Below are 15,124 nucleotides of genomic sequence, written 5' to 3' on the forward strand. Positions count from 1 at the left end.
AGGGATACTTCATTTATGCTGCGCAGATAAAAATAGTAGCGTAATTGAAACTATATAGTAATGATCTCGGTCTGTAGTTATATCGAGATTGTCGTCATTTTAAAGGGATAACAAGATGCATTTTATTAGCCGCACAGTGCTAGCCACAGCTGTTGCACTTACCGCTTTCTCTGCGGTCGCAAAGCCGGACGTAGCAGCCATCACGAAGCAACTATCAAACATTGGTTTAACGCCAAGCTCAATTACTGCGTCACCAATGGCGGGTATCAATGAAGTTGTAACAGAACGTGGTGTTGTTTATACCTCTGATGATGGAAAATATTTCTTAGCGGGTCATTTATACCAAAACACGGGTGTTGAGCCGGTGAATTTAACTGAGCAGAAAATGGCGCAGTTAAATAAAGCGAAATTAGCAGGTATGGATAAAGACATGATTGTTTATCCAGCTAAAAATGAAAAATATGTTGTGACTGTCTTTACCGATACTAGCTGTGGTTATTGCCGTAAATTGCATAATGACATGCAAGGGTATAACGATGCTGGTATTACGGTACGCTACCTTGCTTTCCCACGTGGTGGTGAGCGTTCAAGCAACTTCAACCAAATGAGTGCAATTTGGGGCGCTAAAGATCGTGTTAAAGCGATGCATGATGCTAAGAGTGGTACGTTTGATGAATCAAAAATCACTCCGCGTCCTGATTTAGTCATGGAGCAATATAAATTAGGTGTTGCGATGGGCGTTAATGGTACTCCAGCTATCGTGCTAGAAGACGGTACTATGATCCCAGGTTACCAACCGCCAGCAGCATTGCTGCAGTTATTGGATAGCAAAGCGAAAAGCTAACCTCGATCATTTATTGACTGCGTCACTGTATATAAAAGCCTGATAGTAATATCAGGCTTTTTTGTTAGTAGTGATTTGGTTAAGATGAAAAGATAATCATTCCATTAAAGAAGCCGTTACTATGATAGAAATCAAACGTCGTCCTGTTGCCGATCCTCAAGGCTTCTCTAGTGCGATCCCCGCTATTTTACAGCGTATCTATGCTAGCCGTGGCATTACTAATGATGCTGAACTTGAACGCGGTGCCAAAGGATTACTTAACTATAACCAACTTTATGGTATGGCTGATGCTGTGGCGTTGTTAGTTACCGCACTCGCTAATAATACTCGAATTATTATTGTGGGTGATTTTGATGCAGATGGCGCCACCAGTTCAGCGTTATCAGTGCTGGCTTTAAAAATGTTGGGCTGTAGTAATGTTGATTATTTAGTCCCCAACCGGTTTGATGATGGTTATGGTTTGAGTCCTGAAGTGGCGCAACAAGCGATTGATCGTGGCGCTGAGTTAATCATGACCGTGGATAATGGCGTTTCATCAATAACTGGTGTTGCAGCAGCAAAAGCACAAGGGGTACAAGTACTGGTTACTGATCATCACTTACCGGGTGATTGTTTACCTGCTGCAGATGCGATGGTAAACCCAAACCTTAATCAATGTGGTTTTCCATCAAAGGCTTTGTGTGGTGTCGGAGTTGCATTTTATTTAATGTTAGCACTGCGAGCTGAACTGCGTGATAACGGTTGGTTTGAGCAACAAGCACTCGCGGTACCGAATCTGGCTGAGTTGCTTGATCTGGTTGCACTTGGCACTGTTGCCGATGTGGTGGCATTAGATGGTAATAACCGTATTTTAGTCCATCAAGGATTACAACGTATTCGTGCTGGTAAATGTCGTCCTGGCATTCAAGCATTAATTGAAGTTGCTAATCGCGATCCTGCTCGATTAGTCGCTAGTGATCTGGGCTTTGCATTAGGGCCACGTATTAATGCGGCGGGACGATTAGATGACATGTCGTTTGGGGTTGAATTATTGTTGTGTGACAATATTCAAGCCGCTCGACGGATGGCCTCAGAGCTCGATGCCCTAAATCAAACCCGTAAAGAAATTGAACAAGGCATGAAAGAGGAAGGTCTCGCGATTTGTGAGCGATTACAGTTTAATCAGCAGGATATGCCTTATGGGTTAGTGCTGTTTCAACGTGATTGGCATCAAGGTGTGATTGGTATTTTAGCCTCTCGTATTAAAGATAAATATCATCGTCCAGTTATCGCTTTTGCTGATGCGGGTAATGGTGAAATTAAAGGGTCGTGTCGTTCTGTTGTGGGACTACATATGCGAGATGTACTGGATGTGGTTGATACCCAACATCCTGGAATGATTTTAAAGTTTGGCGGTCATGCCATGGCGGCTGGATTAACCATTCCTGAATCACAATTAGAAGCCTTTAGTGTCGCATTTGATGCAGTGGTACGTAATGTCTTAGATGAAGATGCATTGCAAGGTGTTCTACTTAGCGATGGTGAATTGCAGCCTAATGAACTGACACTTGAAACCGCTGAAACGTTGCGCGCTGGTGGGCCGTGGGGACAGCAATTTCCTGAACCGACGTTTGATGGTACGTTTCGATTATTGCACCAAAAATTAGTGGCAGGAAAGCATCTTAAAATGATGGTTGAGCCTTTGGTTGGTGGCAGTGTGATTGATGCAATTGCATTTAATGTTGACCTTAAACGTTGGCCTGATGCCTCAGTACAGCAAATTGAATTAGTGTATCGTCTCGATGTCAATGAGTTTCGAGGTAATCGCAGTGTGCAGCTGATGGTTGAACATTTAGTTGCGAAATAACGATAGTCTGATAAGTAAGCCGTTAGTGGTGAGGATCTTGGCGTTAACAGCCTAGATTGTCACCATATTTAGATTAATTTTCTGATAACCTTTCTCTCCCTCTGTATATTCTATCTACAATTCGATAGAATCTTGCGGTTATATCTATTTCGGTAATGAAGCGTGGCGATGTTCGAAATTAATCCTATTAAAAACCGACTTGAGGATGTGTCTGTACGTACTGACACCCTTAGGGGGTACCTTTGACTATGATGCTAAAAAAGAGCGTCTAGAAGAGGTAAATGCAGAGCTAGAGCAACCAAATGTATGGAATGAACCTGAACGCGCTCAAGCGTTAGGTAAAGAACGTGCAGCATTGGAAGCGGTAGTAGAAACAATTGACCTATTAGACCAAGGCGTTGAAGACGTCGAGGGCTTACTTGAGTTAGCTGTTGAAGAAGACGATCAAGAAACGTTTGATGAGATTGAACCTGAGTTAGCTGAGCTTGAAGCTAAGTTAGCTAAGTTAGAATTTCGTCGAATGTTTGCTGGCGACCATGATAGTTCTGATTGCTATCTTGACCTTCAAGCTGGTTCTGGTGGTACTGAAGCGCAAGATTGGACATCAATGATGCTCCGTATGTATTTGCGTTGGGCGGATGCCAAAGGGTTTAAGACTGAGATCATTGAAATCTCTGATGGTGATGTTGCCGGTCTTAAATCTGTAACCGTACGTATCAGCGGCGAATATGCTTATGGCTGGTTACGTACTGAAACTGGTGTTCACCGTTTAGTGCGTAAATCACCGTTTGATTCAGGCGGCCGTCGCCATACCTCATTTGCTTCAGCATTTGTGTATCCAGAAATTGATGACAATATCGTTATTGATATCAATCCTTCTGATTTACGTATCGACGTATACCGCGCATCAGGTGCGGGTGGTCAACACGTAAACACCACTGAATCTGCGGTGCGTATTACCCACTTACCAACAAATCTTGTTGTACAGTGCCAGAACGATCGCTCTCAGCATAAAAACAAAGATCAAGCAATGAAGCAGTTAAAAGCGAAATTGTTTGAATATGAAATGCAGAAGCAAAATGCTGAAAAGCAAGCCAGTGAAGATACTAAATCAGACATTGGTTGGGGTAGTCAAATCCGTTCTTATGTACTGGATGACTCCCGCATAAAAGATTTACGTACTGGCGTGGAAAATCGTAACACCCAAGCAGTACTGGACGGTGATTTAGACCGTTTTATTGAAGCAAGCTTGAAATCAGGTCTTTAACCGAATTTCAGTAAAATTTTAAGGGTTTCCCCATGACTGACCAAGTACAAGATGAAAATAAGCTGATTGCTGAGCGTCGCGCGAAATTAGATATGATTCGCCAAAATTGTAAAGCAAATGGCCACCCAAATGATTTCCGTCGTGATAGTTTAGCAGCGGATCTAGAAGCAAAATACGGTGAAATGACCAAGGAAGAGCTTGAACAAGCTGGTCATGTATATGCAATCGCTGGTCGTATTATGGCTAAGCGTGGTCCTTTTCTTGCAATCCAAGATGTGTCTGGCCGTATTCAGGCTTATGCATCTAAAGATGTTCAAAAAGAGCTAAAAGAAAAATATTCTGGTCTAGATATCGGTGACATCATCGGTGTTAAAGGGGCGCTACATAAATCTGGTAAAGGTGATCTTTACATCGAGATGGATAACTACGAGCTGCTAACTAAAGCACTGCGTCCATTACCAGAAAAATTCCATGGTTTGACTGACCAAGAAATGCGTTACCGTCAGCGTTATGTTGATCTGATTGTTAATGACGACTCTCGTCGTGCATTCATCATTCGTTCAAAAGTGGTATCTGCAATCCGTAGCTTTATGGTAACTAAAGGCTTTATGGAAGTAGAAACACCAATGATGCATGTGATCCCTGGTGGTGCAACAGCACGTCCATTTGTGACTCATCATAATGCACTTGATATCGACATGTACCTACGTGTTGCACCTGAACTTTACCTTAAGCGTCTAGTGGTAGGTGGTTTTGAGCGTGTGTTCGAAATCAACCGTAACTTCCGTAACGAAGGTCTATCTCCTCGTCATAACCCAGAATTCACTATGATGGAATTCTACATGGCGTATGCAGATTACCATGATCTAATGGATATCACGGAAGAAATGCTAAGCAGCATTGCGATTGATATTCTTGGTTCTTCAAAAATGCCTTACGGTGAGTTTGAAGTTGAATTTGCAGGCCCATACACACGTATGAGCATGTTAGATGCAATCAAGCAATACAACCCAGATCATGCAGAAATCCAAGCACTAACTTACGAAGGCGTTGCCGATCGTGAGCTAATGGTGAAGATTGCTAAATCTGTGCATGTTGATGTTGAAAGCTTCTGGACTTGTGGTCAGTTATTAGAAGAGATCTTTGGTGAAACCGCTGAGCCTCAACTAATGCAACCAACATTCATTACTGAGTACCCGGCAGATATCTCACCACTTGCTCGCCGTAACGATGAAAATCCATTCATTACCGATCGTTTTGAATTCTTTATCGGTGGTCGTGAAGTAGCAAATGGTTTCTCTGAGCTTAACGATGCTCAAGATCAAGATCAGCGCTTTAAAGCTCAAGTTAATGCTAAAGATGCTGGTGATGATGAAGCAATGTACTATGACGCAGACTACATTACTGCGCTAGAGCATGGTTTACCACCAACAGCGGGTCAAGGTATTGGTATTGACCGTTTAGTAATGTTGTTTACTAACACGCATACAATTCGTGATGTTATTTTGTTCCCGGCAATGCGCCCACAAACAAATAATTAATCGAATCATGAAAAAAACCATCGCTTAGGCGGTGGTTTTTTTTTGCCTAAAAAAAAGAGTCAAAAAAGTGACAAATATGGGCTTAATTAGATAAGAATTTAAGTAACGTCAATATTTTATATGAGTCCTACAACATTATAGTAAACAAGTTGCACTTGTTCGTATATCATCAATAAAGCTGTTGTTAAATATTACAAGAGAGATAATTGCTTTATTAATGGAGGGACGAATGACAATCGGGACAGTGAAAAAACCTAAGGTAGTTATTCCTAATACCTTAGTTGTTTTTGGTGGTAGTAATCAAGAGTGGCTACCTGTAATGGAGACTGCTGGTTGGCTATGCCATCGTTGCTATGATTTGCGGACGGCAGAAACATTACTCTTAGAAATTGGTCCTTGTATTGGTGTGGTTGATCTTAGCAATGACGACTTTAGTATTCATAGTTTTTCCGCGATGGTGAACCGTAATAAACAAGTACGCTGGATCGCCATTGTACGAGATGATCAGCTGACCAATGAAGCGATTGGCCAATTTATCGTTAATTTCTGCCTTGATTATTTTTCGACTCCCGTTCCTCCCGCTCGATTACAACAAACGATTGGTCATCAGATCGGTATGCTTAATTTAGAGCGTCAAGTGTGGCCTCAATTAGGTAATTTTGGTCAACAAGGTTTACAAGGCTCCACCGCTGTTATGAAAAAATTGCGTGATCAAGTTAAGCGTATCGCGTTAAGTGATGTCTCAGTAGTAATCAGTGGTGAAATAGGCACAGGTAAAATATTAGTGGCTGATGCTATTGTCCAAGCTTCAGCACGTGCTAAGCGACAAATAATAAGGGTTAATTGTGAAACCATGACGCCTGATTGGACAGTTGATACTGATAATGGTGTTGAATCTGTCTTTGCTGCGGCGAATCATGGCGTGTTGGTTCTTGAAGAATTTACCGCCTTAACCGATGCTTGTCAGTTGGGATTATATCAAGTGCTGGCGGAAGGAAGCTATTATGATAGCGAAGGTAATGCTATCGCGATTGATATCCGTGTGATTTCAATCACTAATCATTCTCTTGAACATTTAGTTAGCTTAACAACACTACGGCGTGAGTTATATTTTCGATTAAATGTCGTATCACTAACAGTACCTACATTGCGTGAACGGAGTGATGATATTATTTTATTGGCTGAATTTTTATTATTGAAGTACGCCCGTCAGTATAATAGCGTCGCTAAATATTTATCAGAACAAGCACAAGCGATGTTATTACAATATCCGTGGCCAGGTAATGTACGTGAACTTATTTGCCAAATTAAACGAGCAGTGTTGCTAGCTGAAAATAAGAGTATTGAAGCAGATCAATTAGATATACCTCGTTTAGTTGATGATAAATTAAGCTTAAAAAAGGTGCGTGAAGAGTCTGAGCGTAATGCATTATTAACAGTATTAGAAAATAATAAAGGCCAAATATCTGCTGCAGCGCGCGAATTGGGAGTATCTAGAGCAACGATGTATCGTTTGCTGAATAAGCATGAGTTAGTTCCGACTCCACGTTGTTTTCGTCAAGGCCATGCATAAGTAATTAATTTTTTAGTTCATAACAAATAAGGTTAACAATAAATGTTTATTTTATAACTAACCTTGCTGGTTAAGGTGATCTGACACATGCTTAAAGCATTGTTGATAAAGATTAGGATCACTTATGAAGCTAGCGCAACTTAAACCGTGGTTAAAATCAGTACCTAAAAAAATACCATTATGTGTACTTAGCTGTTATGCCGGCAATAGTCATTATTTAATGGAAGTTGAATATAAACATCAGTTACAGCCATTAACTGATAGTAATAACAACCTTATTTATTTTAAAACCATAGAACAAGCACAAAATGTATTGAAAAAAATAGGTATTAATCATCTGACATTACGACTAATTGATCCCTATGATGAATTCTCTGATAATGGGCTATTATGTGATTGTGACCAAGACATGGTGCTGGCGTTTTGATTATTAAATAAAATGTCGCTGTAGTAATTGCGCTGTAAATTGTTTTTTTAAGTAGAAGCCTCGCGGTAACGTTTTAATCGGCTGGCCATTAGCACCATAAGCTTCTGTTAGCGCTTTACTGTTAGCAGCTTTAGGGCGTAACTGCAGCACTTCACCATGACGGGCTGTAATATTTTCTACTTGACCTAATACGATCATATCCATTAATTCTTCCCAGTCTTGCTGTAATTGCGCTTCTTCTTCTGTGCTGGGACTCCATAATAATGCTGAACCTACATGACGTTGCTCAAGTGGAATATCACGTTCTCCTTCAACCGGTACCCATAATACTCGTGCTAATTTTTGTCGAATATGACTACTATGCCATTGCAAACCTTGGACGCCAATTAAGGGCGCAACACAGACAAAAGTAGTTTCTAACGGCTTACCTTGGTAGCTGATAGGGATCGTTTTAAGCTCAATGCCCAGTTCAATAAAATCAGGGACAGGTTTACTGCCAGCTGTCGCCCCTAAATGCCACTCTAATAATTGACCAACCCAACCTTTATCACGTTTAAGATCTGGTGGTGGAATCATCCCTGCAATCGCCGCTAATTCACCCAGCGTCATACCAGCCAATTGGTGGGCACGATTGAGTAATTCTGTTTCTGTTTTTGGCGTTGGTTGCATTGATTGTCGGCTCATAAAGTAGCGTGATAGGGACTAAGAACGAATGTTAGGTTATCGATAATACTATCATATCGGTGAAGACGGAATCTGAAGATCAGTATTGATCTTGATAGATAATCAAGGATATAAGAGGGATCTTTTTTCCTTGACTACAGAACGTTAGATATTGTGATGTTCTAATGATGAGTAACTTGTGATAGTTATTTAAGCCTAAGATCAAAATAAAAAGATATCCACAGCTTTTTTTTTGAAAATATTTTTTTTAAGCTCAACTGAGTATCTATACAGTATAAAGGTGGTATAACAAGCGTTATGGTTAGCTTTTATTCTTATTGGTGAAGGTGAATTTGTGGATAACGTCATTATTGGTTGATCTTTAACCGATCGTTTTTTAGTGATGTGAAAGTTGGATTTATCTTTATTTATTATAGAACTATATTTTAATTAACGGTTTGTTTTTTATGGTAAATATTGTTGATTTTCTATTTTGAAAAATAAATATATAAGATCTTAATAGTTGCGTAAATGTGCTTTTTTTAGGTTTCTGCACAAATCTATCCACAGAAAGAGTGAATAAATGTGGGGTATGTCTCACTTGGTTGTTGGTAAAGTAGTCATTATGCAAAGTTATCCAGAATATAGTTTAAATTAGGTAAAACTGAACGATATTGATGAATGTTTGTTTACCGATCCCGTCTACTATGAAAAAATCACTATTAATAGATATTTATACTTGAGGTCGTCCAGTGATTGATGGCGATGGATACCGCCCTAATGTAGGGATCGTTATCTGCAATGGCCATGGCCAGGTATTTTGGGCTCGACGATATGGACAACATTCTTGGCAATTTCCGCAAGGTGGCATTGATGAGGGGGAAACCCCTGAACAAGCTATGTACCGTGAATTGTATGAAGAAGTAGGATTAACCAAAAAAGATGTCAGGATTATTGCGTCAAGCCGTCATTGGTTACGTTATAAATTACCTAAACGTCTTGTACGGTGGGATTCAAAACCTGTTTGTATCGGTCAAAAGCAAAAATGGTTTTTGCTGAGTTTGGAATGCGATGAGTCCAAGGTCAATATGCAGCGTGGTGCTACACCTGAGTTTGATGGTTGGCGTTGGGTAAGTTATTGGTACCCAGTAAGGCAGGTTGTCTCTTTTAAGCGTGATGTCTATCGTCGTGCACTAAAAGAGTTTGCCGCTGTCGCAATGCCATTTAAAGAATGGAAAGAACGTAAATTTAAGCGCATTAAGAATAAGCGCAGCTAGCAAGTAGAGGTTTATTGGCTCACAGGGAACAATTAAAGGCTCGTTATGCTGACACAGCTAAGAGAAATTGTTGACAAGGTTGTCAGCGCTCACACATTGATTGATGCATTGGATCAATTAGTATCAAACACTACTTTGGTAATGAAGACTGATTGTTGTTCAGTGTATATCGCTGATCACCAGCGTCAGGTTTATACCTTGATGGCCACGCAGGGATTAAATAAATCGCGGCGTCGTATCAGTTTACGCTTTGATCAAGGGTTAGTGGGGTTAGTGGGTCAACGAGCAGAACCATTAAATGTTGCAGATGCCCGCCTACATCCTAGTTTCAAACACCTACCAGGGATCGGAGAGGAATCTTTTCGATCCTTTTTTGGTACTCCGATTATACATCAACGCCAAGTGCTCGGCGTTATCGTCGTTCAACAACGCGAACAACGTGAATTTACTGAAAGTGAAGAATCTTTTCTAGTCACGCTCGCCGCTCAATTAGCGGGTATTCTAGCGCATGCTAAAGCGCAAGGGATGTGGTTTGAAAAAGGTAATCGACTTCATTTAACCGGTTCTGCGGCATCGAGTGGGGTCGCGGTTGCGAAAGCATGGTGGGACGATACTCAGCCATTATTAGAACATGTGGCGCCTGCTTCGTGTTTAGACATCCATGCCGAGCAAGAGCGACTCACGATTGCGATTGATTCTGCAGGTAAAGAGTTTCGTCGTTTACGTAAGCGTTTTGATAGCGACTTACAAAAAGAAACCCTCGCTATTTTTGATCTCTTTAGCCATTTACTTAATGATCCATTATTACGCCAAGATCTAAAACTCCGTATTGATGGAGGTGATCAAGCTGAGTGGGCGGTTAGGCAAGTGGTTGAAGCTTATTCTAATCGTTTTGCGAATATGAAAGATCAATACCTCAAAGAGCGTGCACGTGATATTCGTGAGTTAGGGCAACGGTTATTGTATTTTTTATGTGATGATGAGCCTAATGAACAGCAATGGGATGAGCCGATCGTACTGCTCACGCGTGAATTAACAGCCGCAATGTTAGCAACGGTACCAGTGGGAAAACTTGCTGCTGTGGTTGCACAAGATGGTGCTGCTAATTCACACGCTGCTATTCTATCGCGAGCACTGGGTATTCCTGCCATTATGGGGGTCGATTTTACGCCGCATACGGTACATAACAATGTGGTGGTAGTTGATGGTTATCGTGGTGATTTATTAGTTAATCCTAATCGACATGTACTTGCTGAATATCGGCGTTTATTACGTGAAGATGATGAGCTTGAAAAGATTGTCGAATGTGACCAACAACAACATGCCGTGACGAAAGATCAGCAACGCATTATGGTACATATTAATGCTGGATTAAGTGCTGATTCTCATTTTGCACTTAATAAAGGGATTGATGGTGTTGGCCTGTATCGCACTGAAGTTCCCTTTTTGCTCCAGCGCAGCTTTCCTTCTGAAGAAGAACAAATTAACCAATATCGAACTATTTTACAAACCTACCCTCAACAACCTGTGGTAATGCGTACCTTAGATATTGGTGGTGATAAGCCACTACCTTACCTATCGATTGAAGAAGATAACCCTTTTCTTGGCTGGCGTGGGATTCGATTTACGCTTGATCATCCTGAAATATTTATGATCCAAGTACGTGCGATGTTACGAGCAAGTATTGGTTTGAAGAATATGGATATTTTATTGCCAATGATTTCTGGCATAAATGAACTTGATGATGCTAAAGCGATTATTGAACGTGCATATACTGATGTTGCTCAAATAGCATTAGTGGCAGGGCAACAACTGCATAAGCCTCGAATAGGAATCATGATTGAAGTTCCATCAATGTTATATCAACTTCATGCACTAGTAGGGCGAGTGGATTTTATCTCGGTAGGAAGTAATGATTTAACCCAATATTTACTAGCTGTTGATCGTAATAATGCTCGAGTGGCTAGTGTCTATGATGCGTTGCATCCTGCAGTGTTGCATGCGTTAAAGCATATTGTTGATAGTGCAGAAAAATATCAATTACCAGTGTGTGTCTGTGGGGAGTTGGCGGGTGATCCTGTTGGTGCATTACTGCTCGTTGGAATGGGCTATCGTTCGTTGAGTATGAATGCACGCAATGTCGCTAAAATTAAATATATTTTACGCCATATTAATGGATCTGATATGAAATTATTAGCAAATAAGGTACTGCAAGTTGATGTTGCTGATGATGTACGTCAATTAACGACGGCATTTATTGAACAACATCAGTTAGGTGGATTTATTCGAGCAGGTAATAAATAATGGCGACCTGTATTGGTAAAGGTAATAGGTAGTTATTATGCATGAAAGCGTAATATGGCTTTTTTCGATGTGCTTAATTTTAGGTGCTGTCGTGGGTTTATTTGCTGGTTTATTAGGGATCGGTGGCGGTTTACTGGTCGTGCCCGCATTAGTATGGTTGCTACCACAGGCTGGGATTGCACCGACGATGTTAATGCATATTGCTTTAGCAACATCATTAGCCAGTATTGTTATGACGTCAATGGCCTCTTCTCGCAATCACTTTAGATTGGGAAATGTTGATTTCTCAGTGGTTAAAGTGTTGGCTCCAGGGATCATTGTCGGTGGGCTTGGTGGTAGTGTGGTAGCAGAATTAGTGCCTCCACAATATTTACCGAAAGTGTTTGCGGTGATTGTGCTGTTATTAGCCTTACAAATGATGTTATCGCTGCGAGTGACGAAATCTCGACCATTACCTAGTCCATTGGTATCAGCGATTGGTGGCGCTATTATTGGCTTATTATCAAGTTTAGCCGGTATTGGTGGTGGTTCGTTAACTGTGCCATATTTAAGCTATTTTGGGGTTGAAATGCGCCGCGCTATTGGCTCGGCATCGTTAGTCGGGTTTCTTATTGCCGTTTCTGGCATGATTGGATTTATTTTTGCTGGTGTAGGGAGTGCAGATTTACCTGCTTATAGTCTCGGTTATGTTTATTTACCGGCATTAGTCGGTATTGCCGCCACATCAATGATCACTACTCGTTATGGGGCCGCACTGGTTACGCGGTTGCCAACCGCAACCCTTAAAAAAATGTTTGCCGTACTGCTGTTGATTATCAGTATTAAAATGTTCATGAGTTGATATTGACTAGCTTTAAGTTCGCTATCTTCTGATAGAATTAAAAGTAACGACTTTAGACGCCTGGCTTTTGCTGGGCGTCATTAATTTAACGGGTAGGACAATGAAACAGTACTTAGCGTTATGTCAGCGAATTGTTGATGATGGTGTGTGGATTGAGAATGAGCGTACAGGGAAACGTTGTCTAACGGTTATCAATGCAGATTTAACCTACGATGTTGCCAATAACCAATTTCCATTGATCACTACTCGAAAAAGTTTTTGGAAAGCCGCTATTGCTGAATTACTTGGTTATTTACGAGGCTATGATAACGCTGCTCAATTTCGTGCCATTGGTTGTAATACTTGGAATGCCAATGCTAATGATAACCAAGCATGGCTCGATAATCCGTACCGTAAAGGTGAGGATGATATGGGGCGAGTGTATGGTGTTCAAGGTCGCCGCTGGCAAAAAGCGGATGGTACCGTTATTGATCAGCTGAAGAAGATTGTTGATGATTTAGCCAAAGGGGTTGATGATCGTGGTGAAATTCTCACGTTTTATAATCCAGGTGAGTTTGATATGGGCTGTTTACGTCCATGTATGCATACCCATACGTTTTCATTATTAGGGGATACTTTGTATCTTACTAGTGCTCAGCGCTCTTGTGATGTGCCGTTAGGGCTTAATTTCAATCAAGTACAAGTGTTTACCTTGCTGGCGTTAATGGCGCAAATTACCGGCAATAAACCCGGTCAGGCTTACCATAAAATTATTAATGCTCATATTTACGAAGATCAATTACCGTTAATGCGTGATGAGCAATTAACCCGAACGCCATTTGCATCGCCACAATTGATTATCAACCCTAAGATAACGTCATTAGAAGATCTAGAAACCTGGGTAACTCTAGATGATTTTGAAGTGGTGGGTTATGAACATCATGCCCCAATCCAGTACCCATTCTCGGTATAACAATACGACAGCTAGCTTCTGAGTCAGGACGTTATTGGTTGTAAGATGAATATAAATTATTAGCTGTAAATTATTGAGATAACAAAAAGCCCCGCACAATGACTTGTGCGGGGCTTTTTATTTAACTGAGCGTAATGATTAAGCAGTAAACGCTAGGATTGAACCAGGGATAGCAATGAATACTAGACCAAGGTAACCAGCAACAGCTGCTTTGTTCTTCGTTGCTAAGTCGCTTAGGAAGAAAGCACACTTAAGCGGAATTTCACGTAAGAACGGTACTCCGTAAATTAATACTGTCGCTAGTACGTTAAAGCATAAGTGTACTAGTGCAATCTGTAGTGCAAATACAGCATGCTCACCAGAGACTGCGGTTGCTGCTAGTAGTGCAGTGATACAAGTACCAATGTTTGCGCCAAGTGTGAATGGGTAAACTTCACGAACCGTTAATACGCCTGTACCTACTAGTGGAACCATCAAACTGGTTGTTGTTGATGATGATTGTACTAGCACTGTTACAGCGGTACCTGAAGCAATCCCGTGTAATGGACCACGACCGATTGCACTCTTTAGAATATCACGTGCACGACCAACCATTAGGCCTCGCATTAGGCGACCCATTAGCGTGATAGAGATGAAAATCAACGCAATACCTAGGATGATTAGACCAAAACCACCGTTGTGACCAAATGCTTCTAGTGGACCTTTTACTAAATCAACGGCAGGTTGGGTTAATGGCTTCATGAAATCCATGCCATCCATGCTCATATCACCTGCTTTTAAGAACGGTGATACTAACCAACCTGATAACTTATCAAGCAGACCAAACATCATTTCCAATGGTAGGAAAATGGCAACGGCTAATAAGTTAAAGAAATCATGTACCGTAGCACTTGCAAATGCACGACGGAATTCTTCTTTACAACGAGCATGACCTAAACTAACTAATGTATTTGTTAATGTAGTACCGATATTGGCACCCATTACCATTGGAATGGCTGTTTCTACAGGTAAACCACCTGCCACAAGACCAACGATAATTGAAGTTACAGTACTTGATGATTGAATAAGTGCTGTTGCAATTAAACCAATCATTAAGCCTGCTACAGGGTGAGAGGCAAATTCAAATAATGTTTTTGCTTGCTCGCCTACAGACCATTTAAAGCCGCCGCTGACCATAGATACAGCAACGAGTAACAAATATAGCATGAACGCTAGGTTGGCCCAGCGGACCCAACGCATAGAGCTGAACTTAGATGCAGCAGTAGTGGCTTGGGTAGTCATAATCATTTCTCCATGACAGGAATATGTCGTTTTGGTGTCATTTTGTTGAAATCTGCGTGAATAGTAGTTTGGTTATATTTCAGAAATATTACACTGAGTGTCATAAATGAATATTTGTCAGAGCTTTGTCAGCAGAATGAGAGCGCAAACGATTAAACTGCACAATGTCAGGTTGCATTAATACACTCTAGTAGATTGTTTCTAAATGGTTTTTAATGAAAATGTCTTTTAGGGTTAAAAATCACAAAATAGTAATTATTTAATTAGAAATTTTGCTATTTATTTGTTTTAGTATAAATCTAATGAAT

General features: G+C 40.8%; 12 protein-coding genes. 10 read left to right on the forward strand and 2 right to left on the reverse strand.

Annotated features, from left to right (window positions below; all coding sequences use genetic code 11):
- The first annotated feature begins 115 nt into the window (after positions 1-115).
- From dsbC to C0W29_RS12040, 6 genes are all read left to right on the forward strand, one after another.
- Positions 116-844: a bifunctional protein-disulfide isomerase/oxidoreductase DsbC gene (dsbC, locus tag C0W29_RS12015; RefSeq protein WP_036796021.1), complete on the forward strand. Its 729-nt coding sequence runs from the start codon at positions 116-118 to the stop codon at positions 842-844.
- A gap of 121 nt (positions 845-965) precedes the next feature.
- The gene (gene recJ, locus C0W29_RS12020) at positions 966-2,690 is read left to right on the forward strand and encodes a single-stranded-DNA-specific exonuclease RecJ (RefSeq protein ID WP_045045113.1); all 1,725 of its coding nucleotides are present in this window, start codon (positions 966-968) and stop codon (positions 2,688-2,690) included.
- Between the two features lie 168 nt (positions 2,691-2,858).
- Positions 2,859-3,957 (forward strand): peptide chain release factor 2 gene (gene prfB / locus C0W29_RS12025; protein WP_107174161.1). Its coding sequence is split into 2 segments (ribosomal slippage): positions 2,859-2,933 and positions 2,935-3,957, totalling 1,098 coding nucleotides; the frame shifts between segments, so codons are not numbered across the junction.
- A 32-nt stretch (positions 3,958-3,989) separates the two neighbouring features.
- Positions 3,990-5,498, forward strand: a complete 1,509-nt coding sequence (gene lysS, locus C0W29_RS12030) for a lysine--tRNA ligase (RefSeq protein WP_036796018.1) — start codon at positions 3,990-3,992, stop codon at positions 5,496-5,498.
- Between the two features lie 229 nt (positions 5,499-5,727).
- Entirely contained in the window at positions 5,728-7,071 is a 1,344-nt protein-coding gene (locus C0W29_RS12035) for a sigma-54-dependent transcriptional regulator (protein WP_080895397.1), read from the forward strand.
- A gap of 124 nt (positions 7,072-7,195) precedes the next feature.
- Positions 7,196-7,498 carry a DUF6482 family protein gene (locus tag C0W29_RS12040; RefSeq protein ID WP_045042254.1) on the forward strand — a complete coding sequence of 101 codons (303 nt, stop codon included), beginning with the start codon at positions 7,196-7,198 and terminating at the stop codon, positions 7,496-7,498.
- A 3-nt stretch (positions 7,499-7,501) separates the two neighbouring features.
- Here the strand turns inward: C0W29_RS12040 and mutH are convergent, their stop codons facing one another.
- The gene (gene mutH / locus C0W29_RS12045) at positions 7,502-8,167 is read right to left on the reverse strand and encodes a DNA mismatch repair endonuclease MutH (RefSeq protein WP_045042255.1); all 666 of its coding nucleotides are present in this window, start codon (positions 8,165-8,167) and stop codon (positions 7,502-7,504) included.
- A 746-nt stretch (positions 8,168-8,913) separates the two neighbouring features.
- On the opposite strand from mutH, the gene rppH reads away from it, so the two are divergent.
- The 4 genes from rppH (at position 8,914) to C0W29_RS12065 (ending at position 13,535) form a co-directional block, all read left to right on the forward strand.
- Complete coding sequence (gene rppH, locus C0W29_RS12050) at positions 8,914-9,438, forward strand: RNA pyrophosphohydrolase (protein WP_036796014.1); 525 nt, start codon at positions 8,914-8,916, stop codon at positions 9,436-9,438.
- Between the two features lie 45 nt (positions 9,439-9,483).
- Positions 9,484-11,742, forward strand: a complete 2,259-nt coding sequence (gene ptsP / locus C0W29_RS12055) for a phosphoenolpyruvate--protein phosphotransferase (RefSeq protein WP_045042256.1) — start codon at positions 9,484-9,486, stop codon at positions 11,740-11,742.
- 37 nt (positions 11,743-11,779) lie between these two features.
- Positions 11,780-12,583: a sulfite exporter TauE/SafE family protein gene (locus tag C0W29_RS12060; protein ID WP_045045114.1), complete on the forward strand. Its 804-nt coding sequence runs from the start codon at positions 11,780-11,782 to the stop codon at positions 12,581-12,583.
- A 100-nt stretch (positions 12,584-12,683) separates the two neighbouring features.
- Positions 12,684-13,535, forward strand: coding sequence for a thymidylate synthase (locus C0W29_RS12065; RefSeq protein ID WP_036796010.1), 852 nt, complete (start codon positions 12,684-12,686; stop codon positions 13,533-13,535).
- Between the two features lie 138 nt (positions 13,536-13,673).
- On the opposite strand, the gene C0W29_RS12070 is transcribed toward C0W29_RS12065, so the two are convergent.
- On the reverse strand, positions 13,674-14,816 hold the full coding sequence (locus C0W29_RS12070) for a Na/Pi symporter (protein ID WP_036796008.1): 1,143 nt from the start codon (positions 14,814-14,816) through the stop codon (positions 13,674-13,676).
- Between the last annotated feature and the right edge of the window lie 308 nt (positions 14,817-15,124).

The sequence above is a fragment of the Photobacterium kishitanii genome (assembly GCF_003026355.1).
Lineage (GTDB): Bacteria > Pseudomonadota > Gammaproteobacteria > Enterobacterales > Vibrionaceae > Photobacterium > Photobacterium kishitanii.

Excerpts from the sequence above, each read along its gene's own strand:
- C0W29_RS12035 (WP_080895397.1), top strand. The coding sequence starts at position 5,728 with ATGACAATCGGGACAGTGAAAAAACCTAAGGTAGTTATTCCTAATACC.
- C0W29_RS12070 (WP_036796008.1), bottom strand. The coding sequence starts at position 14,816 with ATGACTACCCAAGCCACTACTGCTGCATCTAAGTTCAGCTCTATGCGT.
- ptsP (WP_045042256.1), top strand. The coding sequence starts at position 9,484 with ATGCTGACACAGCTAAGAGAAATTGTTGACAAGGTTGTCAGCGCTCAC.
- C0W29_RS12060 (WP_045045114.1), top strand. The coding sequence starts at position 11,780 with ATGCATGAAAGCGTAATATGGCTTTTTTCGATGTGCTTAATTTTAGGT.
- mutH (WP_045042255.1), bottom strand. The coding sequence starts at position 8,167 with ATGCAACCAACGCCAAAAACAGAAACAGAATTACTCAATCGTGCCCAC.
- lysS (WP_036796018.1), top strand. The coding sequence starts at position 3,990 with ATGACTGACCAAGTACAAGATGAAAATAAGCTGATTGCTGAGCGTCGC.
- recJ (WP_045045113.1), top strand. The coding sequence starts at position 966 with ATGATAGAAATCAAACGTCGTCCTGTTGCCGATCCTCAAGGCTTCTCT.
- dsbC (WP_036796021.1), top strand. The coding sequence starts at position 116 with ATGCATTTTATTAGCCGCACAGTGCTAGCCACAGCTGTTGCACTTACC.
- C0W29_RS12040 (WP_045042254.1), top strand. The coding sequence starts at position 7,196 with ATGAAGCTAGCGCAACTTAAACCGTGGTTAAAATCAGTACCTAAAAAA.
- C0W29_RS12065 (WP_036796010.1), top strand. The coding sequence starts at position 12,684 with ATGAAACAGTACTTAGCGTTATGTCAGCGAATTGTTGATGATGGTGTG.